The organism is Flavobacterium psychrophilum, assembly GCA_001708385.1.
GTDB classification, from domain to species: Bacteria; Bacteroidota; Bacteroidia; order Flavobacteriales; family Flavobacteriaceae; genus Flavobacterium; species Flavobacterium psychrophilum_A.
In genome coordinates this window covers 1161297-1186001 of sequence record CP012388.1, presented here as the reverse complement: position 1 = coordinate 1186001, position 24705 = coordinate 1161297, and the positions used below count along the sequence as shown (strand labels likewise).

At 38.7% G+C, this 24705-nt stretch carries 26 protein-coding genes; 14 read left to right on the top strand and 12 right to left on the bottom strand.

Annotation, left to right across the window (positions count from 1 at the left end):
- Positions 1–19 precede the first annotated feature (19 nt).
- Positions 20–2173, top strand: coding sequence for a TonB-dependent receptor (locus ALW18_05110; GenBank protein ID AOE51953.1), 2154 nt, complete (start codon positions 20–22; stop codon positions 2171–2173).
- 24 nt (positions 2174–2197) lie between these two features.
- Here the strand turns inward: ALW18_05110 and ALW18_05105 are convergent, their stop codons facing one another.
- On the bottom strand, positions 2198–2674 hold the full coding sequence (locus ALW18_05105; protein AOE51952.1) for a hypothetical protein: 477 nt from the start codon (positions 2672–2674) through the stop codon (positions 2198–2200).
- A 75-nt stretch (positions 2675–2749) separates the two neighbouring features.
- On the opposite strand from ALW18_05105, the gene ALW18_05100 reads away from it, so the two are divergent.
- On the top strand, positions 2750–3889 hold the full coding sequence (locus ALW18_05100; GenBank protein ID AOE51951.1) for a hypothetical protein: 1140 nt from the start codon (positions 2750–2752) through the stop codon (positions 3887–3889).
- 43 nt (positions 3890–3932) lie between these two features.
- Here the strand turns inward: ALW18_05100 and ALW18_05095 are convergent, their stop codons facing one another.
- A complete protein-coding gene (locus ALW18_05095) occupies positions 3933–4523 on the bottom strand; it encodes a hypothetical protein (protein AOE51950.1) in 591 nt (196 codons plus the stop codon).
- A gap of 398 nt (positions 4524–4921) precedes the next feature.
- Between ALW18_05095 and ALW18_05090 the strand changes: the two genes are divergently transcribed.
- The 7 genes from ALW18_05090 (at position 4922) to ALW18_05060 (ending at position 9450) form a co-directional block, all read left to right on the top strand.
- The gene (locus tag ALW18_05090; protein AOE51949.1) at positions 4922–5545 is read left to right on the top strand and encodes a hypothetical protein; all 624 of its coding nucleotides are present in this window, start codon (positions 4922–4924) and stop codon (positions 5543–5545) included.
- 36 nt (positions 5546–5581) lie between these two features.
- Complete coding sequence (locus ALW18_05085) at positions 5582–6925, top strand: histidine kinase (GenBank protein ID AOE51948.1); 1344 nt, start codon at positions 5582–5584, stop codon at positions 6923–6925.
- Positions 6916–7239 (top strand): histidine kinase, encoded by a 324-nt coding sequence (locus ALW18_05080; GenBank protein ID AOE51947.1) that lies wholly within the window; start codon positions 6916–6918, stop codon positions 7237–7239. The genes ALW18_05085 and ALW18_05080 overlap by 10 nt, the downstream gene beginning before the upstream one ends.
- A 2-nt stretch (positions 7240–7241) precedes the next feature.
- Positions 7242–7559, top strand: coding sequence for a hypothetical protein (locus tag ALW18_05075; protein ID AOE51946.1), 318 nt, complete (start codon positions 7242–7244; stop codon positions 7557–7559).
- Positions 7560–7650: 91 nt separating this feature from the next.
- Positions 7651–8406 (top strand): LytR family transcriptional regulator, encoded by a 756-nt coding sequence (locus ALW18_05070; protein AOE51945.1) that lies wholly within the window; start codon positions 7651–7653, stop codon positions 8404–8406.
- 80 nt (positions 8407–8486) lie between these two features.
- Positions 8487–8921 carry a hypothetical protein gene (locus ALW18_05065; GenBank protein ID AOE51944.1) on the top strand — a complete coding sequence of 145 codons (435 nt, stop codon included), beginning with the start codon at positions 8487–8489 and terminating at the stop codon, positions 8919–8921.
- 109 nt (positions 8922–9030) lie between these two features.
- Positions 9031–9450, top strand: coding sequence for a hypothetical protein (locus tag ALW18_05060; protein AOE51943.1), 420 nt, complete (start codon positions 9031–9033; stop codon positions 9448–9450).
- Positions 9451–9537: 87 nt separating this feature from the next.
- Here ALW18_05060 and ALW18_05055 read toward each other — a convergent pair whose 3' ends face one another.
- The 5 genes from ALW18_05055 to ALW18_05035 form a co-directional block, all read right to left on the bottom strand.
- Entirely contained in the window at positions 9538–9720 is a 183-nt protein-coding gene (locus ALW18_05055) for a general stress protein CsbD (protein AOE51942.1), read from the bottom strand.
- Positions 9721–9793: 73 nt separating this feature from the next.
- Positions 9794–10831 carry a cytochrome oxidase assembly protein gene (locus tag ALW18_05050; GenBank protein AOE51941.1) on the bottom strand — a complete coding sequence of 346 codons (1038 nt, stop codon included), beginning with the start codon at positions 10829–10831 and terminating at the stop codon, positions 9794–9796.
- 334 nt (positions 10832–11165) lie between these two features.
- Positions 11166–12596, bottom strand: coding sequence for a tRNA nucleotidyltransferase (locus ALW18_05045; GenBank protein AOE51940.1), 1431 nt, complete (start codon positions 12594–12596; stop codon positions 11166–11168).
- Positions 12596–13171, bottom strand: a complete 576-nt coding sequence (locus ALW18_05040) for a translation factor Sua5 (GenBank protein AOE51939.1) — start codon at positions 13169–13171, stop codon at positions 12596–12598. Before ALW18_05040 ends, ALW18_05045 begins: the two co-directional genes overlap by 1 nt.
- A gap of 3 nt (positions 13172–13174) precedes the next feature.
- Entirely contained in the window at positions 13175–14278 is a 1104-nt protein-coding gene (locus ALW18_05035) for an aminotransferase (GenBank protein ID AOE51938.1), read from the bottom strand.
- Positions 14279–14441: 163 nt separating this feature from the next.
- Here ALW18_05035 and ALW18_05030 point away from each other — a divergent pair, with 163 nt between their 5' ends.
- Positions 14442–15665 carry a group 1 glycosyl transferase gene (locus tag ALW18_05030; GenBank protein AOE51937.1) on the top strand — a complete coding sequence of 408 codons (1224 nt, stop codon included), beginning with the start codon at positions 14442–14444 and terminating at the stop codon, positions 15663–15665.
- On the opposite strand, the gene ALW18_05025 is transcribed toward ALW18_05030, so the two are convergent.
- The 3 genes from ALW18_05025 to ALW18_05015 form a co-directional block, all read right to left on the bottom strand.
- The gene (locus tag ALW18_05025) at positions 15662–16615 is read right to left on the bottom strand and encodes a hypothetical protein (protein AOE51936.1); all 954 of its coding nucleotides are present in this window, start codon (positions 16613–16615) and stop codon (positions 15662–15664) included. The genes ALW18_05030 and ALW18_05025 overlap by 4 nt on opposite strands.
- Positions 16616–16701: 86 nt before the next feature.
- Entirely contained in the window at positions 16702–17802 is a 1101-nt protein-coding gene (locus ALW18_05020; protein ID AOE51935.1) for a hypothetical protein, read from the bottom strand.
- Positions 17803–17813: 11 nt separating this feature from the next.
- Entirely contained in the window at positions 17814–18887 is a 1074-nt protein-coding gene (locus ALW18_05015) for a glycosyl transferase family 1 (protein AOE51934.1), read from the bottom strand.
- A gap of 73 nt (positions 18888–18960) precedes the next feature.
- Here ALW18_05015 and ALW18_05010 point away from each other — a divergent pair, with 73 nt between their 5' ends.
- Together ALW18_05010 and ALW18_05005 are read left to right on the top strand one after the other, a co-directional pair.
- Entirely contained in the window at positions 18961–19728 is a 768-nt protein-coding gene (locus ALW18_05010; protein AOE51933.1) for a Kdo domain containing protein, read from the top strand.
- 42 nt (positions 19729–19770) lie between these two features.
- Positions 19771–20580: a glycosyl transferase family 2 gene (locus ALW18_05005; protein AOE51932.1), complete on the top strand. Its 810-nt coding sequence runs from the start codon at positions 19771–19773 to the stop codon at positions 20578–20580.
- On the opposite strand, the gene ALW18_05000 is transcribed toward ALW18_05005, so the two are convergent.
- Both ALW18_05000 and ALW18_04995 read right to left on the bottom strand, forming a co-directional pair.
- Positions 20573–21604: a hypothetical protein gene (locus ALW18_05000; GenBank protein ID AOE54314.1), complete on the bottom strand. Its 1032-nt coding sequence runs from the start codon at positions 21602–21604 to the stop codon at positions 20573–20575. The genes ALW18_05005 and ALW18_05000 overlap by 8 nt on opposite strands.
- 807 nt (positions 21605–22411) lie before the next feature.
- Positions 22412–23227, bottom strand: a complete 816-nt coding sequence (locus tag ALW18_04995; GenBank protein AOE51931.1) for a 2,3,4,5-tetrahydropyridine-2,6-carboxylate N-succinyltransferase — start codon at positions 23225–23227, stop codon at positions 22412–22414.
- A 124-nt stretch (positions 23228–23351) separates the two neighbouring features.
- On the opposite strand from ALW18_04995, the gene ALW18_04990 reads away from it, so the two are divergent.
- Both ALW18_04990 and ALW18_04985 read left to right on the top strand, forming a co-directional pair.
- Entirely contained in the window at positions 23352–24089 is a 738-nt protein-coding gene (locus ALW18_04990; protein AOE51930.1) for an SAM-dependent methyltransferase, read from the top strand.
- Between the two features lie 94 nt (positions 24090–24183).
- On the top strand, positions 24184–24597 hold the full coding sequence (locus ALW18_04985; GenBank protein ID AOE51929.1) for a Holliday junction resolvase: 414 nt from the start codon (positions 24184–24186) through the stop codon (positions 24595–24597).
- Positions 24598–24705 lie beyond the last annotated feature (108 nt).

Genomic DNA, 24705 nt, shown 5'->3' with positions numbered 1-24705 from the left:
CCAACCAAAACAGCCAGTTATGAAATCTATATTTACGCTATTAGTCCTTTTTGCTTCGCTTGCGGTGCAGGGACAATCAAAAATTGAAGGAACACTTACAGATGCCAAAGGTAAGCCTCTCGTATCGGTAAATGTATATCTTGATGGCACGTACGATGGTACTTCTACCGATGAAAACGGAAAATTCAGTTTTGAAACGTCTGAGACAGGCGCTCAGGTTTTAGTGATCTCCCTTATGTTTTTTGAAGAGGTAAGGCAGTCTATTGTTGTTGAAAGTTACACACCACAATCATTTACTATGAGAGAGAGCGTAAATACGCTCGATGCTGTAGTTATATCTGCCGGCACATTTCAGGCAGGCGATAATAGTAAGGTAACAGCACTAAAGCCGTTAGATATTGTTACTACTGCCGGATCTGCAGGTGATATTGTAGCCGCACTTAACACGCTTCCCGGTACGCAAACAGTAGGGGAGAGTGGCAGGCTGTTTGTTCGTGGCGGTGAGTCTGACGAAACACAGACGTTTGTAGATGGCCTGCGTGTGGCGCAGCCCTATGGGGCTACGGCTAACAACCTGCCAACCCGTGGCCGTTTTTCACCCTTCTTGTTTAGTGGTATGACATTTTCTACGGGTGGCTATTCTGCAGAATATGGAGAGGCGCTTTCCAGTGTTTTATTGCTCAATACTATTGAAGAGCCCGTGCAGGAACAAACAGATATTTCTTTAATGACAGTAGGGCTTGGCCTTGGCCATACCCAAAAGTGGGATAAGAGTTCGCTTAGTTTTAACCTGTCCTATATTAACCTTGAACCCTATCAATGGGTGGTGCCACAAGCTGTAAGCTGGAACAAACCCTATCAGTCGCTTGCAGGGGAAACTGTGTATCGCTATAAATTTAATAGCGGGATGCTAAAAGTGTATGCCGCTTTTGACCACGCAACTTTTAACCTGGATCAGAAAGATATAAATGAGCCGCAGCCTGTTAGGGTCGACATGCAAAATGATAATTTTTACTTTAATACGTCCTACAAAGGTATGTTTGGCACGCAATGGACAATTCATACAGGCTTGGTCTATGGTTACAGCCATAACGAAATCGGGTTGAATCAGAATAACGTTACTAACGGCGAGCATAGTTCCCATCTAAAGCTTAAACTTCAGAAAAAGTTTAGCGACAGGGTTAAGCTTACCTTTGGCGGTGATTACTTTATAACCGATTTCACCGAAGACTACTTAGAACCAACCGGATTTGCCTACAATAGCGGCTATAATAATGCCATAGCTGCGGCATACGCCGAGACAGATGTTTTCCTTTCAAGGCAATTAGCTTTTAAGGCAGGTGTGAGGGCTTCTAATACCAGTGTACTGGGTAATGCAACCGTTGAGCCCCGTGCTGCCCTGGCGTATAAAGTGAGTGCTAAAAGTCAATTTTCGGTTGCGTATGGCGACTTTAATCAAACCCCAAAACAGGACTACCTTAAATATTATAAAAACTTCGAGCCGGAGAAAACATCGCACTATATTTTCAATTACTTATATAATACAGATGGCAGGATGCTTAGGGCAGAAGCCTATTATAAAGATTATAACAATCTTGTAAAGTATGATGGTGTAATAGCCGCTTACGATTCTAATTATTCTAATTCAGGGAATGGATTTGCAAAGGGTATCGACTTGTTTTGGAGAGATAATAAATCCATTAAAAATATGGAGTACTGGGTGTCGTATTCGTACATAGACAGCAAAAGGGATTATAAAAATTACGAGTACAGTGTAACGCCAAGCTATATTGCCAAGCATAACTTTTCTATTGTAACCAAATACTGGATCAACGACCTGCGCTCTCAGGTAGGAGTAACACACACTTTTAATAGCGGCAGGCCTTACGACAACCCGAACGAAACGTTATTTATGAATGGTAAAACCAAAGCCTATAATAGCCTTAGTGTAAGTTGGGCATGGTTGATGAGCCCGCAGAAAATATTGTATTTCTCGGTTAGTAACATTACAGGCAGCAATAATGTATTTGGTTATACATATGCCAATAACGCAGATGCCAATGGCCAGTTTGCGAGGCAGGCAATAACACAACCGGCCAGCCGATTTTTCTTTGTGGGCTTCTTTTGGACCATAAGCGACGATAAGAAAACAAATCAGCTTGATAATCTTTAAGAGTTGTAAAATTTAAACAGCGGTTTAGTTTTTACCTACGTTGCCAAAATCGGGGTTCTTGCCATTGTACGGCTTAAAGTTAAGACGTTTTGAATATTCATTCAACTGGGCAGCATAGCGGTAAAGTTCTTCGGGAGCTTTGGTTCCGTAAACGTATACAGCATTTTCTTTACCACCTTTATGCTTGTAAAGTTTAAATGCACTGGCGTCCATTATGGCGTTATCCTCATAAACGCTCTGGTATTTAGAAAAATCAAGTTTTTCTACAAGTGCAATCAGGCTGTCTTTTTGAGCACCATCAATTATGGCATAGCTGTTAGCAGCCGGTTCCGGTCGGCGTTTGGTAAAATATACGGTGTCGCTATTGTTGAATTTTATAGAATAATCCAGTGCCTGAGCTGAAAAAGTATACACAAAGCTATCAAAAGGCTGATCCTTTTTTTCGGTCTCGTTACAGCTGATAAGGGAAATAGAAACAAGGGCTAAAAACAAATACTTCATGGCTTACATTTTTAAAACCTAAATATCGTAATTTTTTTTAACAAAACATGGCACGCAATATGCATATACAGTAGTGTGAAAAATAAAAACATATCATATTCAATATCAGTACTACTGTTGCTAATTTTTGCAGTAGGCTGCTCAGGCATAACAAAAGTGACCGATGTTATAACCAATCCTTCGGCGCGCCAGGTGTACGCCAGGGAGTTTAAAGATAACCAGGCGGTATACAATGATTGGAATGCAGCGTACGAGTCGGCAATTGGTGATAGCCTTTCTGTACCGCTTCCTTACGGTGAAAGAGGCGCCTTTAATGCTGTGGAAGACCACGTGTATAGCTACAATGTACAAATACAGGAAGGTGAAGTGTTAATTGCGGGAATTGTTAAAGACTCTGTGCATCAGCGTGTATTTATCGACATATTTCAAAAGCGTGATAAAGAATATCAAAAGGTAGAAAGCGCATCACTAACCGCTTCAGGTTTGGTTTATAGTGCAAAGACCACAGGCGTTTATAAAGTTATTATTCAGCCCGAAATGGCAGCCGATACCAATTTTTTTATCAGCCTTAATAAAAAGCCTTTGTATGGTGTTTTTCCTGTGGCCGGAAAAGGAAATACTGCTATTGGCAGCTTTTGGGGAATGGAACGCGATGGTGGTAAACGTAGCCATGAAGGTATAGACATCTTCGCTAAAAAAGGTACGCCTGTAGTAGCTGTAACCAGCGGAATTGTTAATTATACAGGAGAAAAAGGTATAGGTGGTAAACAGGTTTGGCTGCGGGACTCAGATTTTGGGAGCTCGCTATACTATGCTCACTTAGATAGTATTAAAACAACATTAGGGGCGAAGGTTTCTGTAGGCGATACGCTTGGTTTTGTTGGCAATACCGGTAATGCCAGGTTTACACCGGCACACCTGCATTTTGGAATATACAGAAATTACGGAGCCGTGAATCCTTTGCCATTTGTTTTTAAAAATGATATCGTAACGATAAAAGAATTTACAAAGAGCCAAAAAGGCGATGTATTAAAAATAAAGTCGGCAACTGCCAATCTCAGGCTTATGCCCGATGCTAAAGCGGCTAAACTGGGCGAGCTTAAAGCTAACGATGTTGTACAACTATTGGGCGAAAGTAAAGAGTGGCTACATGTAAAAACAGCTTTAGGACTCAGTGCCTTTGTACATAGAAGCCTTGTAGGATCTGCTAAATAAAAACGGAGCCAATTGGCTCCGTTTTTATTTAAACTGTATGTAGTTATACTTTTCTGTATATTACGGTAATTGTCAGCAATTGCCATTTTGCAGTTGAAAAGTCGTAATAATCTTTTTGCAATACTGCCTGCAGCGTATTTTTACCTGTAACTTTTATACTATTCATTACTCCGGTAGCTGTAGAGCCTAAACCGCCCTTGTTTATATTTATAGCTTGGGTATTCTCGTCTATATTATAGATATATCCCAGGCCGTTTCTGGTAAACTTTACTCCTCCGAGCTTTCCGGGTGTGTTTACAGTGACTGTAGGATGAGGTAGGTAAAAGTTCATCATCTCTTCAAGCTGATTATTATAAATAACCGGATTTATCACTAATTCAGGACTATTCGGATCAAAAAATGAAGGGTCGATTTCATTAAGCAGATCAGTAGAAATTAAGCCGTCATTGTTGAGGTCTACGCCTTTATCAGAAATCATAGATATTATATGATACGATCCGCCTATTGCAGAGCTCGAAGAGCCTATCCCTTTATTTCCACCGGTACTATCGTCGCTGCCACTGCTGCCACATCCTGTAAGTGAAATAAAAAAGACTGTACCTAACAGTGTTTTAAGTAAAGTTTTTGCTTTCATCGTTATTTACATTTAATTCGCAAATAGCGAAATATTTTACAAATGTTTTAACAAATATAATAACTTAATCGATATGTTTTTAGTTTCAAGTGACTTAACGTGTAAAAAAAATATGTATTATTTACTATTTTAAGTTTTTATATCATTTAAGTTCAGGATTGTCTAGGTTCTGTCACGAATTAGAAAACTTTTGTCTTATAAAATCTGCCACAGCTGTTATAACCATTTATTTCATTTTATTCACACTCGTTACGGTTTTAACTATGTAGTGCCAGCATAAAGTGATAGAAACTACAATTCATCCTTTAAAATCTACAACTCGGTAAAACACTTTTTTTAAATAGGTGTTTTGTTGGCAAATTTGCTTCATCAAAATATAACAACCAAAAATTATTATTATGATACGACTTATTACATTATTCGTTTTGCTGGTAACTAACGCTGTAAGCGCACAGTCTAAATATGAAGCAGGCATGCAGAAAGCCTTTACACTTTGGAGCGATAACAAACCTGTTGAGGCAGCCGCATTATTCGAGAGGATTGCTACTGTAGAAAAAGAAAATTGGCTTCCTGATTATTATGTTGCATTTATAAATACAATGGAAGCTTTTCAGACAAAGGACAAAGTGAAGCTAAATGGCCTGCTAACCAAAGCACAATTGGCACAGGATGCTGCAATGGGCATCTCTCCCGATAATCCGGAACTTATGGTTACACAGTGTTTAATTTATACAGCCTGGATAGTTTACGACCCAATGACCAACGGTATGAAATATTCTGGCAAAGCCAATGAGCTATACGCAAAGGCTTTAGCTATAGCACCAAACAACCCAAGGGTTGTGTATGCAAAAGCGGAATTTGAAATTGGCAGTGCAGCTTATTTTGGTCAGGATACTGCGCCAATGTGTAAAGAAGTGGAGCGTTCTGTAGGACTTTTTGCTAACTTTAAACCCGAAACAGCTTTTCATCCTAACTGGGGTGCCGACAGGGCAGCAGAAAAGCTAAAAGAATGCAAAAAGTAAAGCAAAAGGTAGATAGTATTAAAGCAGACAGTAACGATGAAAATAATTTATAGAGAAATATTCAGGTCTATTGCCCTTGGCACTATAATATTTATTGTGCTGTTATTTATAGCTATGGCAGGCGGGCAGTCATTTACCTGGAATAAAGATCTGTTAATGAGTTTCTCTTTCGTAATGCTGTATTCTGTTTCATTGTACACTGCCAACACGTTGCTTTTTCATGCATTTGATAAAAAATACGGAAAGGGTATAATGACCGTAAAACGTCTGGCTGTTGGTATTGCAAGTACACTGATAGTATCTTTGTTAATAATATTCCTGCTAAGGATATTTGAAGAAATTGCCGTAAATGAAAAATCGTTGAGCGAATTTTTGGCCACCGAAAAGATGTCCAATTATTATCTTGCCATGATACTCACGGTTATTATTACGCTCATTGTTCATGCTATCTTTTTCTATAAGAGGTACCAGGAAAACAGGGTTAAAGAGCAAAAGATAATTGCAGGAACAGCTTCGGCGCAGTTTGAAACATTAAAGAATCAGATAGACCCACACTTTTTGTTTAACAGTCTTAACGTGCTGAGTTCGCTTATAGAGGAGAATCCCGATAACGCGCAGCGGTTTACGACATCGCTATCAAAAATTTACCGCTACGTTTTGGAACAGAAAGACAAAGAACTGGTAAGTGTGGAAGAGGAACTTTCGTTTGCAAAAACATATATGAACCTGCTTAAGATGAGGTTTGAGAACAGTGTGTTTTACGAATTGCCTCAATCAGTACCAACTGATGAATGCAGGGTAGTGCCACTTTCACTTCAGCTATTGCTGGAAAATACGATTAAGCACAATGTGGTAAGCCCACAGCGTCCGCTCAACATAAAAATATTCGTAGAAAATGGTTATCTGGTGGTTGAGAACAACCTTCAGAAAAAAGAAGTGTTACAGGACAGGCGTGGTGTAGGTCTTCAGAATATAGTAAGCCGCTATGCCATATTAACTGCCAGAAATGTACTGGTAGAAGAAACAGAAAAATATTTTAAGGTTAAATTACCTATATTAACAAAACAGGTTACCGTTATGGAAACATCATTTAAAGAAGAAAACAGCAGCTATTTTAAAGCGCAGAAAAAAGTAGAAGAAATAAAAGGATTCTACGCAAACTTAAGCTCTTATATTGTTGTAATTACAGGGCTGGCTATACTTAATATTATTAGTTCTCCGAATCATTTATGGTTTTTGTATCCTGCACTGGGATGGGGATTAGGTGTAGTTGCACACGGTATGAAAGCATTTGACTACATGCCTATTCTTGATAAAGAATGGGAAGAACGCAAGGTGAAAGAAATAATGGAGAAAGAAAAGTCTAACCGCTGGAAATAACGATTATGGAAAATTTTGATAAGATTGCTTACGACAAAGCGAAACGGAAAGTAAAGGAGATAAAAAGCTTTTATGCTAACCTTACCTGCTATCTGATGGTAATGCCGATACTTATTTTTGTGAACTTAAGATATATGCCCGAATTTCAATGGTTTTGGTTTTCTATGGTGGGATGGGGTGTAGGTGTTATTGGCCATGCTATGAATGCATTTAGTTACTATCCTTTTTTAGGAAGGGACTGGGAAGACAGAAAGCTGAAAGAGCTTATGGATAAGATGGATAGAAAAGATGAACAAAGAACAAAATACGAATAGTCATGGAAACATTTAAAGATACTGTAAAGCTTGACCGTGCAATAAAAAAGGTAAAAGCAATGAAGGAATTTTACAGACACCTTATTGTTTATATTATAGTCAATGTAATACTCTGGGTTATGCATATTGCCGACATAAAAGCCGGGGAGAGTTTTTTTTGTTGGAGTAACCTTTCACTGGCCTTTTTCTGGGGGTTTGGTTTGTTCTGCCATTGGCTAGGCGCTTTTAAACCAGGTTCATTGTTAAGTAAAAACTGGGAGGAACGTAAAATCCAGGAATATATGGACCGCGAAAAAACTAAAAAACAACAGTGGGAGTAGAGGTGGACAGTTAGCAGTAATCAGTTTACAGTGATCAGTTATTAACCATCAACCATCAACCATCAACCATCAACCGACAACCAAAACAAAAATGAACGTTTTAATTATAGAAGACGAAAAACCGGCAGCTCGACTTTTGCAGCGTAAATTATCAAAACTAGGGATAGAAGCAGATACTATGCTGCATTCGGTAGAGGAATCTATCGAATGGTTTAAGAGTAACCAACATCCCGACCTGATATTCTTAGACATACAATTGTCTGATGGCCTTTCGTTCGAAATATTTGAAAGCACAACAATAAATAGTGCGGTAATATTTACCACAGCTTACGATGAGTACGCTCTTCGCGCTTTTAAGTTGAACAGTATCGACTACCTGCTAAAGCCAATAGACGAAGATGATCTTGAAGCTGCTGTTGCCAAATTCAGTGCACGCCAGCCAAAAGCGCCGAACCTGTCACTTGATTTTGACCAGATAAAACGAATGCTGGCTAATCCGGCAGAGAAAAGCTATAAACAGCGTTTTACCATTAAAATGGGGCAGCACCTTAAAATGATAAATATTGAAGATGCGGAATGCTTTTATAGTGAGAACAAAGGAACCTACATTCGTACTACAGAAGGAAGGGATTACTTGCTGGAAAATACACTGGAGCAGTTAGAAAACGAACTGGATCCGACTAAGTTTTACCGCGTTAGCCGAAAGTTCATAGTTTCTATTAATGCAATTCAAGATATTGTAGTGTATACCAATTCCCGCCTTAAAATAATCTTGCCTACTTACAAAGAGGATGAGGTTATTGTGAGCCGCGAGCGTGTAGGTGATTTCAGGGAATGGCTAGGCTAAACTACCGTATTTCATAAAGTTGATTTAAAGTCGGTTACTTATTAAAAAGTAGTGGGTAACTTTAAATAAAATCGATTATTATGGAAAAGACAGCAGCGAAAAAACAATATACCAAAACCCAAAACCTTACAAGAATAGCACTAGGTGCCATGTTGGTTACAGCAGGTATCAGCCATTTAACGTTTGCAAGAAAAGAATTCCAGGCTCAGGTGCCCGACTGGGTTCCTGTAGATAAAGATACTACAGTATTGTTATCTGGTGTTGCCGAGATAGCATTGGGAGCTTCAATTATTGCGCTTAAAAAAGAAAGACAAACCGTAGGCGTTGTGGCAGCCTCTTTTTTTGCAGCCGTGTTTCCGGGAAATATCTCCCAATATAAAAACCATCGTGATGCCTTTGGATTAGATACCGATAACAAACGTTTTGCGCGATTGTTCTTTCAGCCTGTACTTATAGGATGGGCGTTGTGGGGCTCGGGAGCACTTAATAAGAAAAAGCAAAAAGCATTACGCTAATAGAATTGACAAATTTTAATTCAGTATTTTGATAATCTGACAAAAATCTGTAAACCAGTATTTTGTAAGTGATTTGTTTCTAACTTTGGTTAAACCAATCACTTACATTATGAAAACATCTTACACTAAAACCCAAAACATCTTTAGGATTCTTTTGGGCTGCCTTCTGATTTTTACCGGTACAGGGCATCTTACTTTTGTTCGTACCGATTTCCTTGCCCAGGTTCCTGACTGGGTTCCGCTGGAAGATGACCTTGTTGTTGTACTTTCGGGAATAGTAGAAATTACACTTGGTTTTTTACTGATATTCTTAACACGTTATCGCATAGCGGTTGGCTGGCTGGCGGCGCTATTCTTCGTAGCCATCTTTCCGGGTAATTATGCACAATATGTAAACAGGGTAGACGCTTTCGGACTAAATACCGATACATTAAGGCTTACACGCCTGTTCCTGCATCCATTACTGGTTGTATGGCCTTTGTGGAGTTGTGGGGTGTTTAATAGAAAACATAATAATGACTTGAGGTAATGACATAAAAAAAAAACTGTTCGACAAGCAGAATACTACTTATAGAACAGTTTCGGAATATGTGGTTGTTACCCTGAAGGAATCAGACTATTGAAATAAAGATAAAATCTCTTTTTTCGCTTTGCCTAGTTTCTGTTCAAGTTTTCCCCACATTTCATCTTCTTTGCCTTCCTCGTAGGTAACATCGTCATCTGTAAGTTCAGCATATTTTTGTTTTAGTTTTCCTTTAAATTCGTTCCAGTTTCCTTTAAGTTCAGTTGAATTTGGCATGGTTTCTTTATTTTTCGTTACAATGTAAAGTTACCTTCAAAATTCTTAAACTTGTGGTAAGAGAAATGTAAAACTATGCTAAATGTTGTGGTTTTCTTCCGCTTTCAAGTATCATATAGTACTGTAGTCCGAAAAGGGCCGAGGCTATAACAAGGTGTGTTGTCTGCATACCAAACGGAAAGTCAAAATAGTACATTCCAATACCCGACGCTATTTCTACCAACAGCAGGTATAGTACCCAATTGGTTTTTGAAAAACCAAGATTCAGTTTCCTGTTGCGAAGGTATAGCCAAAGGTTTACTCCAAACACCACAAAAGAGAACGTACGGTGAAAATAGAAGGTAACAAGTGGGCTGTCCATAATTAGGTGCATGTTCTCATAGCCCAGCATCTTAACGCGTTCGTCTACAAACTGGCGTACTTCTGTACCGAGAACGACCTGAATTAAAGTTATCGCTAGTGATACTATCAATAGTGTTTTAAATAACTTATCCTGCTTAAAAGTAATAGCTGTGGCTGTAAGGTTTTTAGATTTATCCAGGATGTAAAGTATCATTCCAACAATTAGTAATGCCACAACCATGTGTACGGTAATCTTAACCGGGTTTAATACCGAGTAAACCACTGTTGCGCCAAGCCACGCCTGAAAACCCATCATAAATACCGTTAACCAGGACATTAGTATGATGCTCGATTTTTTACGCCAAAAGCGGAAGGATGCTATAGCCATTGCAAACACAGCAACACCGGCAAGTGCACCTGTAAGACGGTTTACGTATTCAACCCAGGTGTGTAGCGGGTTAAACTCGGCGTAATCGTGTTTAGTGTATACTTCCCAGTTTTCTGGGTTATAGGTGTCGGTAGTCGTAAAAGTTTGTTTGGCTACCCAAAGCTTTTCATCTTTAATAATAACCTGCCCCTTATTGAATTCGTGGTTTGGCGACCACATAAGCTCTTTAATATCTGTTGGAGGGATATAGTAGCCAAAACATCTCGGCCAGTCAGGGCAGCCCATTCCGGAGCCTGTCATACGTACCAATCCACCGGCAACGATTACAAGATAAACGAGGATGAGGGCGGTTTTTGTTATTTTTTGAAAGGTTAGTTTCATTTTTTTATTTTTTGCGAATTACGGGTAAAGCAGTAACCTATTTTATGATATATGTCAGGTTTGATGCTATCTGTTTTTTGTAGCTACCGGTTCTGTTGCGAGTGTAGTGAAACGTAGCGTTGCAATCTCTATTTAGGTATTTCGTTTCTCGAATGGTGTTGTTATCATCCCGACGATGGATGAGTCTCTCTATTGAGATTTTTCGACTCCATTTCATTTCGCTCAGAATGGCAGAAAGTATAACTGTAGCATGTCGACCTCTGTTTAGATTATTTCGTTTCTCTTAGAGACAACTTACACGTAACATAGGCAACCCGCAACTCTAAACCCGCAACTACTTCACTACACTCAACCCCAACTTCTTCGCTCTTTCCATCATAAAGGCATACGCCGAATCATAGTCGTTATGAATCTCACCTTCAAGAATGGCCTCTTTAATTGCTTCTTTAAGTACACCAATTTCCCTGCCCGGTTTAAGATTGAATATCTCCATAATCTCCTCTCCGGTAATAGGCGGCTGAAATTTACGAACATGGTCACGCTCTTCAACTTCAACTATTTTCTGGCGTACTATCTTAAAGTTGTTATGGTACTTTTTAAATTTTGATGGATTCTTGGTCGTAATATCGGCCTCACACAAAATCATTAGGTCTTCTACGTCTTCTCCGGCATCAAAAATAAGCCTTCGCACCGCTGAGTCGGTCACAATATCCTGCGCCAGTACAATAGGGCGGGAGCTAAGCATAACCATTTTAGAAACGAATTTCATTTTCTGGTTCAAAGGCATGTGTAGCCTTTCAAACAGTTTCTTAACCATTTTACCGCCTAAGAACTCATGCCCGTGGAATGTCCATCCCACTTTTTTGTGGAATTTCTTGGTCGGTGCTTTACCGATGTCGTGCAAAAGTGCCGACCAGCGCAGCCATACATCATCGGTATTAGGCGCTATATTATCTACCACCTCAAGGGTATGGTAAAAATTATCTTTATGGGTCTGTCCTTCTACTTCCTCAACACCCTGAAGTGCGGTAAGTTCGGGCAGTATAATATGCAGTAAGCCTGTCTGGTGTAATAATTTGAAACCAACAGAAGGTACTTCCGACATTAATATCTTGTTCAGTTCATCTACAATGCGCTCTCCCGATATTATCTTAATACGCTCCTTGTTCCTCTCGATTGCCTTTAGCGATTCTTTCTCAATTGTAAAGTTGAGCTGCGACGCAAAGCGTATAGCGCGCATCATACGTAACGGGTCGTCGCTATAGGTAATATCCGGGTTAAGGGGAGTGCGTATAATTTTATTGTGAAGGTCTTCCACACCATTAAACGGATCTACCAGCTCACCAAAATTATCCTCAGATAAAGACAGGGCTAAAGCGTTAATGGTAAAATCGCGGCGGTTCTGGTCATCTTCCAGTGTGCCGGTCTCTACAATAGGGTTACGGCTATCGCGTGTGTACGATTCTTTACGTGCACCAACAAACTCAATATCAATATCGTCAAAACGCAGCATGGCAGTGCCATAGCTTTTAAAGACCTGTACTTTAGGTTTGTTTGCTAATAATGAAGATACTTTTTCGGCAAGGGCAATACCGCTGCCAACGGCAACAATATCGATATCCTTTTTAAAATCTCTCTGTAAAAGAAAATCCCTTACAAAACCGCCTATAACATAACTGTTTACGTTAAGTTCTTTAGCTGCTTGAGAGGTAATGTTAAATATCCTGTTATTTAATGCTTCTTTGTATGAAGTTTTGTTTTCCATTAAGGTCGTATCACTTTTACCTGTAAATCATTCCCCAGTTTTATAATGGTAGATGGTTTAGCGGCAATTTTTTCGTGGTGCAAATTTACGATATAGTCTACGCCGTCCAAAATAAGGTGGTTAATTTCTTTAAAAGAATTTGGTGTAGGCATGCCGCTTATGTTTGCCGATGTAGAAACCAATGGTTTTTTCATGCGTTCCATCAGCTTAAAGCAAAAAGGCTCTTTTACCAGGCGTACACCCAGTGTTTTATCTTCAGCTATCAGGTTAGCGGCTACATTACGCGGGTTATCCAGTATAAGTGTGGTAGGCTTTTCAGAAAGATCCAGTATTTGCCATGCCACTTCGGGTATCTGGCTAAATACGGTATGCATCATACGGTCGGTATTCATAAGCACGATCATGCTTTTCGATTCTTCGCGTTGCTTTAAAGCATATATTTTTTTAACCGCCTCAGGGTTAGAAGCATCACAGCCAATACCCCAAACCGTATCGGTAGGGTAAAGAATTATTCCGCCATTTTTTATGACTTCAAAAGCGTTGTGTACTTCGTTATTTATATCAGATGTGCTCATGCGTTATTTGTAACTGTTTATGGTGTTAACCACTGTTTTAATTTCTTCATCTGTAAGTACGGGGCTTATAGGTAAGCTTAGTACTTCGCGGTGTATTTGTTCCGTAATGGGCAAAGATAATGCATTTAGCTGAGGATATGCTTGCTGTTTGTGCGGTGGTATAGGGTAGTGTATTAGCGTTTGTATACCGTTATCTAACAGGTATTGCTTCAGCCTGTCCCTTTCGGCGGTGCGTATAACAAAGAGATGCCAGACATGGCTGTCTTTATCCGATGGGCATTCGGGTAAAATAACAAGTGGATTATTGATGTTCTCAATATAAAATTGTGCAATTTCGCGTCGGCGTTCATTTTCAGCATCCAGGTATTTCAGTTTGGTGTCCAGTACAGCAGCCTGCATTTCGTCAAGCCTCGAATTGAGTCCCTGGTATTTATTCACGTATTTTTCTTCCGATCCGTAATTGGCCAATGCCCTTATCGTTTTTGCTAATTCAGCATCATTGGTGGTAACTGCACCTGCATCGCCAAGGGCACCAAGGTTTTTACCGGGATAGAAACTAAACCCTGCTGCATCGCCAAGGTTACCTGTTTTTATGCCGTTCCATTGCGCGCCGACAGCCTGCGCATTATCTTCAATAATTTTAAGGTTATGCCTTTCGGCAAATCCCCGAAGACTTGTATTAAAAACGGCCTGACCATAAAGATGGACTATCATTATAGCTTTAGTCTTAGCAGTAATCTTTTCTTCTATTAGGTTACTGTCAATATTGTAATTGGAAAGTTGCGGCTCACCCAAAACCGGCACAAGACTATTGTCTGTAATTGCCAGTAACGATGCTATATAGGTGTTAGCGGGGACTATAACTTCGTCGCCGGCTTGCATTATTCCCATCGCTATGTAAGCCTTAAAAATAAGGCGAAGCGCATCAAGGCCATTTGCAGTCCCTATGGCATGTTCCGCTCCAATATAAACTGAAAGGTTGTTCTCGAATTGCTTTACCTCTTCACCTAAAAGATACCAGCCGCTCCTAAAGGTTTTAAGAAGACGGTTTTCAATCTCCTCCTGATGCAGGAGGTTCACTTTTTGAAGGTCGAGAAACTTTATCATTTCGATTGATTATGGTGTTGCAAATTTCGGAATATTAATTGCTTTTTAATCTATAAAAATAAGGTTTTCTGTAGTTCGGTTTTGATGCTTGCTATTTTAGATTCAGGTTTAGGTAAAAATAATATCTTTGTTCGCTTAATCAGTCAGTTTATATCTCAACACAATGTACAATACCGTAAAGATTTTCTTTAAACATCATTTGCTAAAGCAAAAGCTAAAAAAGCAAAATGTAGTTATAGACTTTTCCCTTAAAGAAAAGGACAAAAAGCATGTACTTATTGTAGATGATAAAGTACCGGAATTTGATAAAGATTCAGGTTCAAGAAGGCTGACGGAGATCATTAAGATCCTGATTAAAAATGGCTATAAAGTTTCTTTACTAGCTAATGTAAAAGAGTACAAGTTTAATACAACTTACGTTAGTTATTTTAGAAAATTGGGCGTAAACGTTTACCAGCCGGCAGTTTCGCCAGATGGAAAACTGGTAACAAAAGAAAGGTTTCTTAAAACTATTGTTGGGGACTTGTCTTATGTTTGGCTCCACAGGCCGGGTATTTTTACAAAATACTATCCTCTTGTTAAAGCCATTAATCCCAATTTGCCTGTTGTTTTTGATATGGTAGATTTTCATTACCTGAGAATGAAACGCGAAGCCGAACTTACCAACGATCCGGCGAAGCATAAAATTGCACAGGAACACCTTAAGGAAGAACTGGAAAACTGTAAACGTGCCGATAAGATCATTGTAATATCTGATATGGATAAAGACGCTCTGCTTGAATTTTACAATGAAGAGGCTAAGATGGAAGTTATAGGTAATATTCACGACCATATTAACAGGCCGGCAGATTTTAAAACTTTTAGCGAAAGAGATGGCCTTCTATTTATAGGTGGCTTTGCACATGCACCTAATGAAGATGCCGTACTTTTTTTACACGATAAGGTAATGCCATTGGTATGGGAAAAACACCCAGCTATAAAAGTGAACATTGTGGGCAGCAACCCAACCAAAGCGGTACTAGACCTTAACTCAGAGCAGTTTGTTATTGTAGGTTATGTAGAAGATGCCTCTGTTTATTTTGCTAAAGCGAAAGTGTTTGTAGCGTTACTTCGCTATGGTGCAGGTATAAAAGGTAAAATAGGGCAGAGCCTTGAGTACAGCCTTCCGTTGGTTACAACGGCTGTTGGTGCAGAGGGGTTTGATTTTTCAGACTACAGGGGAAATATGGTCGCCGAAACTCCAGGAGAGCTGGCAAACCTGATTATTAAATTGTATAACGATGAAACTCTTTGGAATGAAATCAGCCATGCTTCTGCCGATTTTATAGCACCATATTCATTAAAAAATGTAGAGCAGGCAGTTATCCGCCTGCTGCACGGTCTTTAAAGATTGAATACGGTATGTACCCAGTTTTCTATGGTATATTTATTGTAAATAGCCACATCTAGAGGATTGTAAGGTGTTCCGAAGAAATCGGCATTAATGCTAACATTATTTTCGTCTATAACCAAAATGTTATCAGGGTTATAAAAATCGTAGTTTTTTATAGAAGCATTAGTTGTAATAAGCTTTTTTTGGTGGGCTAACGATTCAAAAACCCTAAAGCTTAGCCCATTATGCCCGTAGCGTATAAGGTCCAGGTAAACTTCAGATTCATCCAGGTTCTGCATAAGCTCATCGCATTCAATATTTCTTTTAGAATGCTCAATACTGCTACAAAGTCCTTTAGGTTTTCTGGAAGCCCTTACTATAAATTTATAGCTGATGTTAATTCTGGCCAGTTCATTAGCAATTTTGTTTAGGCTTTTAAGCCTTTCATCGCCAGATACCACGATAAAAACCTTCTGTTTATATTCTTTATCTGTAACGATTTCCTTTTTAGGCAGGTAGATGTAATTGGTAACATGTGTAAAACCATACTTCTTTACATCGTCTTCGTCAAACGAAAAAACGTTATCAAACAACCCGTCCAGTAAATGATCTACTGGAAAACGTTTTGTACTGTCGTATAAATACGCAATGTATTGATTGGTTTTTAGTCGTATCTTTTCGTGGGTGTCGCTGTCTAATAAGTCCGGGCGTATTACAAGTATACTGTCCATAGTACCCAACTTATTCAGTTCAACCAATACATACTCCTGACGCTTAAGCCTTTTAATGTTCTTTTTGAATAGAATTTTACTTAGCGCATTGCCTAAACGCACAGGTAGTGAAGGATATACATACCTAAAATTGTTGAGGTTTATATGAGAAACCTCATGCCCTTTGCGCTGTAATTCCTTTAAGATGTAACTGTCAAAACCCCAATAATCAAAGCTTATCAGGCAAATTTTCATAGTTTTAAGATGTTCTTAGATTAATTAAATTGTTTGTTTGTTTGTTTGTTTGTTTGTTTGTTTGTTTGTTTGTTTGTTTGTTTGTTTCAGAGTGACGTATAAAAAGCAATATAATTTTGCTTTATCACATCCAGGTCATGACCGTCTTTTACCAGCTGGTATGCATTTTCCCTAAGCATATCAGCGTAAGCGGAATCATTTAATATTTTTAAAACACCCTTTGTTAGCGTGTCCGTATCTTTTATAGCTGCTAAGATACCTGTTTTTCCTGTAACAAGCACTTCCCTAATGCCGCCGGCATCAGTGCTCACTACGGGTATCCTGCTTGCAAAAGCCTCGTAAATGGTTAGAGGCAGCCCTTCAGAGATAGACGTCATTAAGAATACATCAAACTCAGGTAAAAGTTCCTCTGCATTAGTACGGAATCCTGCAAACACTACATCATTTTCAACTCCGAGTTCTTTAGTATAGGCTTCAAGCCCTTCCTTTTCTTCCCCGGCACCAATAACTATAAATTTAAGTTTAAGTGATTCCGGTTTTTCGGTAAGTATTTGTTTGGCGGTATCTACGAATGTATAAATATCTTTCTGTTTGGTAAGCCCTGCAATATTGCCTATTATCTTCGTATCTGCATCAAGGTCAAACTCTTTGTGCAACAGGTGCTTGTTGGTTTTAGATGCATATTTATCCACATCTATAGCATCATAAATGGTAACCAGTCTTTCCCTATCTTGTACAACATTGTAAAATATAGCCTCTACAGCTTTAGATACCGAAACAATTTTTACGATTCTTTGATGCGTATATTTTTTACGGTTTAAATATTTGTCTTTAATAGGGTTGTCTCTTTTTCGGCTAAAAACAAGCTTAACTGATTTGGGTATAAACGGTAAAGCCAGTATAGCTGCATTTAAAGCAGACGAGTCATGAAGATGAATAACATCGATATGCTCTTTTTTGCAAATGTTTATAATGCTGCGTGTAGCATTAATAAGCTTTAGCTTGTTCTTGGTATATGTATAATAAGCAGAATTATCTTCTTTACACATTTTTGCCAGCACCGATTTTTCGGGGCAAAGTATAAACTGTTTTATATTGGGTGTATTTTCAAGTAGCTTGAAAATAGTGTACATCTGCTTATCGCCTCCACGCCATTCTGTAATTGTGGTTACATTTAATATATTCATTCAGGTAAAGCTTATTGTAAAATAGAGTTATAAATGTCAAGGTATTGTTTGGCGGTCTTATCCCAGTTGTAAAAATTAGCCCTCTCGGCATATTTTTGCCTGTATAAATCGGGGTTGTTGTGATAGGTATCCATGCCTTTGTAAAATTCTGCCGCCATGCTTTCTGCATCAAATTCGTCCCAGTAAAAAGCATATTCCCCGCCAATTTCGGGTAGCGAAGTGCAGTTTGCTAAAAATATGGGACAGCCAAATTTCATTGCCTCTATTGGTGGAAGCCCAAAGCCTTCTCCTCTCGATGGAAATAAAAATGCAGCGCAGTGCTGTAAATAGTACTGTTTGCCTGTTTCACAAATTCTTCCGGTAAGAAACACACGATCTGAAAGATTATTATCCAAAATGCATTTTTTCACTTCTTCACCATATGGTTTATTGTAATCTCCGGAGATGATAAGGTTAAAATCCTTTACATGCAACATCATCTGAATAATTGAGGTGAAGTTTTTTTTCTGCAAAAAGTCGCCTACAGAATATAAAAAGGGCTTATCTACAGGCGTATTAGGCTTGTAGTCGGAGGTGTTCGCAATAGTTATTATTGGGTTGCCGTTAAAAACAATATATTCGGGTACATTGGGAACATTAAAATAACGATGTGTCTGCTCTTTTGCAAATTCAGAGATATAGGTAATAGCAGAACTTCTGTTGAGTTTCTCAATAAAAAGCTTCTTACGCTTACTGGTAGTGTCTTCGCGGCTTGAGCCTTCTGCAAAATTTACATCGTGCACGGTTAGCAGGTAATTTGAAACTTTTTTAGGTTCAAATTTTAAATTCTGATTCACAGAATGCCATAGATCATGCTTTTTCCTGACACTGAAATTTTTATAACGATTAAAACTGTAAATTTTTTTATATCTGAAAGCATTTCCAAACTTATCTTTAAGAACAGATGGTTTGTAGGCTAGCAGTACAATATCTAAGTTGCTGTGATCATGATGGCTTAAGCCACTAATAAGTCCATGATTAAAAACACCGAAACCTGTATATTGGTTCTTTATATTATGAGTTTCCAGAATGACCGTTTTTCTCATTTATTCAATTTGTTGTAAAAGTATAAAAATCATTGATTAATTTTGCCTAATATATCATAATCCTATTTAATTAATGAAATTCATTGTCCATCCGGATTATCAGTCTCAGAAAGAAGCTATCTACTTAAAAATACAAAACTTTAATGTTGAAGGACAGTTGTTTGGCAACGGAAAAAGAAATGTAATTAAGTTGTATCCTTTGGGAGATATAACTATCAATATAAAGTCGTTTAAAATTCCCCATATTTTTAATAAGGTTGCCTACAGGTATTTTAGAAAGTCTAAAGCAGAGCGTTCGTACAATTTTGCGCTTAAGCTTATCGAAAAGGGAATTGGTACGCCGCATCCCATAGCTTATGCCGAAGAAACCGCTTTATTTGGTTTGCTTAACAAAAGCTACTATGTAAGTGAACACTTAATTACAGAGCTTACTTTTAGGGAACTTGTAGATATACCTAACTACCCTGATGCTGAAAATATACTACGACAGTTTACCCGTTTTTGTTTTGAGCTTCACGAAAAAGGTATAGAGTTCTTAGACCATTCACCCGGAAATACCCTAATAAAGAAACTGGAGAATGGGCAGTATGCGTTTTTTCTTGTAGACCTTAACAGGATGAAGTTTCACGACGGGCCAATGACCTTTGAAGACCGTATTAATAATATGAGAAGGCTTACGCATGTTGAAGGTATGCTTTTGACTATGAGCGATGAATATTCAAAATTATATAATAGGAGCTATGACGAAATAAAGAACGCACTAATTGAAAGTGTTAATAGTTTTCATAGCGGATTACAGCGTAAAAGAAGGATAAAGAAATACTTTAAATTCGGTAAATAGATTACGGTTAAAAAATATCTTTGCACTTATTAAAAGAATAGAATGAAAGCATCAGTTATAATGAGTACCTATAATGCCGAAGCATGGCTTGAAAAAGTAATATGGGGTTTTAGCGTACAAACGGAGAGGGATTTTGAGATTATTATTGCTGATGACGGCTCCGGCCCAAAAACCAAAGAATTACTGGACAGGCTTCGTGACGAAATAAGCATGCCGCTTGTGCATGTTTGGCAGGAAGATAAAGGTTTCCAGAAGTCGCAGATACTTAACAAGGCCATTACGGCTGCTAACAGCGACTACCTTATTTTTACAGATGGTGACTGCATACCGCGTAACGATTTTGTAGAAACGCATATTAACTTCAGGGAACCGGGATATTTTCTTTCGGGAGGCTATTTTAAGCTGCCTATGAATATATCGCAGGCTATTTCTAAAGACGATATCTTTAACCAAAGATGCTTTGACGTAAAATGGCTTAAAGGCATGGGACTTTCTTCTAAGAATACATCCAAACTTTCTGCAAGCGGATTTAAGTCATGGTTTCTTAACCTCGTTACGCCTACTAAAGCTACCTGGAACGGGCATAATGCATCGGGCTGGAAAACCGACCTTGTTTTTATAAACGGGTTTAACCAGGAAATGCAATATGGCGGGCAGGACAGGGAACTAGGGGAAAGGCTGTTTAACAAAGGGCTTAAATCAAAACAGATACGCTATAGTGCGGTATGTGTGCACTTAGACCATGCGCGTGGCTATGTAAACAAAGAAACGTGGAAGAAAAACTACGCCATCCGTAAAAACACCCGCGATAATAAAGTGGTTAAGACCCCGATAGGGATCGACTCTAATTAATTTCTATATACTTTTCTAATAGAGGCATAATAAGGTCGGGAGTAAATTCCTGATATAATTCCTGGGCTTTTGGTTTCATTTCTTTCGGAGATGTTTTTCCATACAGTTCAGGCTTAAAGTCTTTTAAATGAACTGATACCGTTGTGGTTCCATCTTCAAACGAGTTCCATGCTTCTTTTTTGATCCAGGTAGAGAATATTGTAAAAGTAGGTATAAACAGCGCTTTTGCCATATTTACCGCACCACCTTCGTTACCAATAAGCGCATTGCAGTGGTATAGAACCGAAAGGAAATCGCGTATGGTTCCCGGGGTTATATCCATACGTATTTTCTGCTTAGTAAATTCACTACACAAATTGTATATAGCCTCCGCTTCGCTTTGCTGTGATGGAATATAATTGAATATAAGTGCTGCGTTGCTATTTTGCGCAATCCCGTCAAGAAGCTGTGCCATGTATTCGGCAGGGTAGGTCTTTATATTAAGGCTTCCCAGTACGCTTATCATGTATATTTTGTCTTTAGAGCTAATGCCTTTATCATCAAGAATCTTTTTACCTTTGGCAATTTCATCATCGGTCATGTAGATTACCGGCCTGTTAACCAAAGGGACTTCAGGATCAAGAATCTTAATAAGCTGTAAACGGTTATCAAGTGCAAGACCTGCATTAGTTAAAGGGGTTTTTAGTTCTTTAACGGTATGGGTGTATACAAAACTTGTGTAAGGTTTAAAGAAACCTATTTTTGTTTTAGCGCCAGACATACCAACCATAATATTACTGCCTACAATGCCGTAAGCATCTATAACAATGTCGTATTTCTTTTTGCGCAGCGCAAATACAAACTTCATGAATTTGGCTTTGCTATGCCTGTATTCGTTATCAAACAGGATAACATTGTCTATAAACGGATTGTTCTCTATAACCGGCTGTGTAAACGGATAGATAAGATAATCTATCTGCCCTTCAGGATACATGTTTTTAAGATTGGTACAGATAATGCTGCTGGCAAGAACGTCGCCAATCATTTTTTGCTGAATCACCAATACTTTTGGGGTGGGCTTATGATTAGTAAAATCTTTAAGGTATACATACCTCATGTATACATGGTAGCCTAATATGCGTGCTATCTCTACACCGCGTTTACCGTTAAGAAAACCAAGCCCTATTATATAGTATTTAAAAAAACGAAAAGCAGGCCTTACCGAAAGGTGGTATAGATTAGTTTTTACGCCCTTTTGGTAAAGCTCTTTTGCTTTAAGTTTAGAATATTGAAGCCTTTTTTCTAAAAATTCTTCTTTACTTTTAAAAGAATAATGGTGAATGGACTCCTTTAGGCTTCCTGTTCTGCCATTGATGGTAAGGGTTTCATGAACCAGTTTTTCGGAGTACCTGCATTTAGACTTTCTAAAAAGCCGTATTGCCCTGTCTTTATTAAAGCTATTGTTAACCATTGGGCGTCCTTTGTAATAAAAGATACGCTTAAACCAAAAAGCTGCCTCTTCGGGGTTGCTATTAACTGTAGCTAAAATTTCATCAATACCTTTTTGCGACACCCTTTCATCGGCATCAAAAAACACTACCCAGTCGTTCGTGGCAAAATCCAGAGTATAGTTTCGCTGCGATGAAAAATCGTCAAATGCCCGCTGGTACAGTCGCACCTGCGGGTATTCTTCTTTTATGATTTTTGTAGTATCGTCGGTACTGAAAGAATCTACAACAATAATTTCGTCGGCAAAAGACATATTGTCCAGGTATTGCCTTATATTGTGTTCTTCGTTAAAAACAATTGCAAGTGCAGATATTTTAATTTTCTGGTCGATCATAAATGATAATTAAACCGCTACATCATATTCACGCAATGCGTTGTTAAGTGAAGTCTTTAAGTCGGTAGATGGCTTACGTTTACCAATAATAAGTGCACATGGAACCTGGAATTCTCCGGCTGCGAACTTTTTAGTATAGCTTCCCGGTATAACTACGCTTCGTGCAGGTACAATACCTTTCATTTCTACAGGTTCGTCTCCGGTAACATCGATAATTTTTGTAGAAGCGGTAAGGCATACGTTAGCACCAAGAACAGCTTCTGTCTCTACGCGAACACCTTCTACTACGATACATCTCGATCCGATAAAAGCACCGTCTTCAATAATAACAGGAGCAGCCTGAAGCGGTTCTAATACACCACCAATACCAACACCGCCGCTAAGGTGAACATTTTTACCAATTTGTGCACAGCTTCCCACTGTCGCCCATGTATCTACCATCGTACCTTCATCTACATAAGCACCAATGTTTACGTAGCTGGGCATCAGGATAACGCCCGAAGATATATATGCACCGTAACGCGCTACTGCATTTGGTACAACGCGGATTCCTTTTTCGGCATAGTTGCGTTTAAGTAGCATTTTATCGTGATATTCAAATATACCGGCTTCAAGAGTTTCCATTTTCTGGATAGGGAAGTACATAACAACTGCTTTCTTAACCCACTCGTTAACCTGCCATCCACCTTCAACAGGTTCTGCAACACGTAATTTTCCTGAGTCTAAAAGTTCAATTACTTCGCGAATAGCGGTAGTTGTTGTCTCTTCCTGTAGCAGCGCCCTGTTCTCCCAGGCCTGTTCTATAATACTTTGTAAATTTTGCATGTTAAATAAGTCGTTTGGGCAAATATAAGATGGATTTTTAAGATAGCATAAAGTAATATTAGCTTAATGGGGTATGTGTTTTCAAACATAATGATTTATATTTACGATACACGATATTTTAATCATGAAAGACAACTTTTCTACACAGGCAAAAGGCTATTCGCAGTACCGGCCGTATTATCCGCAGGAAATGATAGACCACATCGTTTCTTTTGTCGGTAACAAAGATGCAGCACTGGATGTAGCAACAGGAAATGGACAGGTGGCGGGAGCATTGGCAAACTATTTTAAAACCGTCTATGGAACGGATATCAGCCAAAAGCAACTTGATAATGCGGTAAAGGCAGACAATATTATATATAAAGAGGAGAGGGCAGAGGTCACCACTTTCGGCGACAGCCAGTTCGATCTTATAACAGTGGCACAGGCTATACATTGGTTCGACTTTGATACGTTTTATAAAGAGATTTATCGCATACTAAAGCCAGACTGTATTTTTGCGGTATTGGGTTACGGACTTTTTTCTGCCAATGGCGATGCAGGAAAACTGCTGAACCATTTTTATTATGATATCACCGAGCCGTATTGGGATGCAGAGCGCCGCTACCTCGACGAAAACTACACTACAATACCTTTTCCGTTTGAAGAATTAGAAACTAAATGTTTTACTAATCAGTTTACATGGACATTCGAACAGCTTACAGGTTATCTCGAAACGTGGTCGGCAGTGCAACATTATATTAAAAAGAATGGCACCAATCCGGTAGACCTGGTTCGGGAAGAATTAAAACAATATTGGGAAAAAAGCGACAGGGAAGTTACTTTTCCTTTACTTTTGAGGATTGGACGATTAAAAGTTTGATGTTTTAAGTTTAAAGTTGGTTGGCGTATGTTACATTTGCCAGGATTTAGATTTGTATGGGAAACCTTAAACTTTGAACTTTAAACTGAATAATATGTCAAGAATCCTCGCGATAGATTACGGAATGAAACGTACCGGCATAGCGGTAACAGACAGTATGCAGATTATTGCCTCGGGTCTAACTACAATAGCCTCTGAAACGGCATTAAATTTTCTTGCCGATTACTTTGCTAAAGAAAAGGTTGAAAAGGTGCTTATAGGCGACCCAAAGCAGATGAACGGGCTTCCGTCGGAAAGCGCGCCAATTATAGAAGCCTTTGTTGAAAAATTCATTGCTCAGTTTCCTGATATGCAGTTGGAAAGGGTAGATGAACGCTTTACAAGTAAGATGGCTTTTCAGACAATGATAGATAGCGGTCTGAAAAAGAAGCAACGTCAGGATAAAGGGTTAATTGATGAGATATCTGCAACAATAATGCTTCAGGATTATTTATCACGAAAAAAATAAACATAATTAATTCAATTTTAATAAAAATTGAAAATTATGCCTAATCCTGCCTTTTTAAGATTAAATTTTAAGTTATTCAAAGTAAATTTGCAGTACTCAAATTTACAC

What these genes read in the sequence shown, in the direction of transcription:
- ALW18_05110 (AOE51953.1), top strand. Translation starts at nt 20, where the DNA reads ATGAAATCTATATTTACGCTATTAGTCCTTTTTGCTTCGCTTGCGGTG.
- ALW18_05105 (AOE51952.1), bottom strand. Translation starts at nt 2,674, where the DNA reads ATGAAGTATTTGTTTTTAGCCCTTGTTTCTATTTCCCTTATCAGCTGT.
- ALW18_05095 (AOE51950.1), bottom strand. Translation starts at nt 4,523, where the DNA reads ATGAAAGCAAAAACTTTACTTAAAACACTGTTAGGTACAGTCTTTTTT.
- ALW18_05090 (AOE51949.1), top strand. Translation starts at nt 4,922, where the DNA reads ATGATACGACTTATTACATTATTCGTTTTGCTGGTAACTAACGCTGTA.
- ALW18_05085 (AOE51948.1), top strand. Translation starts at nt 5,582, where the DNA reads ATGAAAATAATTTATAGAGAAATATTCAGGTCTATTGCCCTTGGCACT.
- ALW18_05075 (AOE51946.1), top strand. Translation starts at nt 7,242, where the DNA reads ATGGAAACATTTAAAGATACTGTAAAGCTTGACCGTGCAATAAAAAAG.
- ALW18_05070 (AOE51945.1), top strand. Translation starts at nt 7,651, where the DNA reads ATGAACGTTTTAATTATAGAAGACGAAAAACCGGCAGCTCGACTTTTG.
- ALW18_05065 (AOE51944.1), top strand. Translation starts at nt 8,487, where the DNA reads ATGGAAAAGACAGCAGCGAAAAAACAATATACCAAAACCCAAAACCTT.
- ALW18_05060 (AOE51943.1), top strand. Translation starts at nt 9,031, where the DNA reads ATGAAAACATCTTACACTAAAACCCAAAACATCTTTAGGATTCTTTTG.
- ALW18_05055 (AOE51942.1), bottom strand. Translation starts at nt 9,720, where the DNA reads ATGCCAAATTCAACTGAACTTAAAGGAAACTGGAACGAATTTAAAGGA.
- ALW18_05050 (AOE51941.1), bottom strand. Translation starts at nt 10,831, where the DNA reads ATGAAACTAACCTTTCAAAAAATAACAAAAACCGCCCTCATCCTCGTT.
- ALW18_05045 (AOE51940.1), bottom strand. Translation starts at nt 12,596, where the DNA reads ATGGAAAACAAAACTTCATACAAAGAAGCATTAAATAACAGGATATTT.
- ALW18_05040 (AOE51939.1), bottom strand. Translation starts at nt 13,171, where the DNA reads ATGAGCACATCTGATATAAATAACGAAGTACACAACGCTTTTGAAGTC.
- ALW18_05035 (AOE51938.1), bottom strand. Translation starts at nt 14,278, where the DNA reads ATGATAAAGTTTCTCGACCTTCAAAAAGTGAACCTCCTGCATCAGGAG.
- ALW18_05030 (AOE51937.1), top strand. Translation starts at nt 14,442, where the DNA reads ATGTACAATACCGTAAAGATTTTCTTTAAACATCATTTGCTAAAGCAA.
- ALW18_05025 (AOE51936.1), bottom strand. Translation starts at nt 16,615, where the DNA reads ATGAAAATTTGCCTGATAAGCTTTGATTATTGGGGTTTTGACAGTTAC.
- ALW18_05020 (AOE51935.1), bottom strand. Translation starts at nt 17,802, where the DNA reads ATGAATATATTAAATGTAACCACAATTACAGAATGGCGTGGAGGCGAT.
- ALW18_05015 (AOE51934.1), bottom strand. Translation starts at nt 18,887, where the DNA reads ATGAGAAAAACGGTCATTCTGGAAACTCATAATATAAAGAACCAATAT.
- ALW18_05010 (AOE51933.1), top strand. Translation starts at nt 18,961, where the DNA reads ATGAAATTCATTGTCCATCCGGATTATCAGTCTCAGAAAGAAGCTATC.
- ALW18_05005 (AOE51932.1), top strand. Translation starts at nt 19,771, where the DNA reads ATGAAAGCATCAGTTATAATGAGTACCTATAATGCCGAAGCATGGCTT.
- ALW18_05000 (AOE54314.1), bottom strand. Translation starts at nt 21,604, where the DNA reads ATGATTGGCGACGTTCTTGCCAGCAGCATTATCTGTACCAATCTTAAA.
- ALW18_04995 (AOE51931.1), bottom strand. Translation starts at nt 23,227, where the DNA reads ATGCAAAATTTACAAAGTATTATAGAACAGGCCTGGGAGAACAGGGCG.
- ALW18_04990 (AOE51930.1), top strand. Translation starts at nt 23,352, where the DNA reads ATGAAAGACAACTTTTCTACACAGGCAAAAGGCTATTCGCAGTACCGG.
- ALW18_04985 (AOE51929.1), top strand. Translation starts at nt 24,184, where the DNA reads ATGTCAAGAATCCTCGCGATAGATTACGGAATGAAACGTACCGGCATA.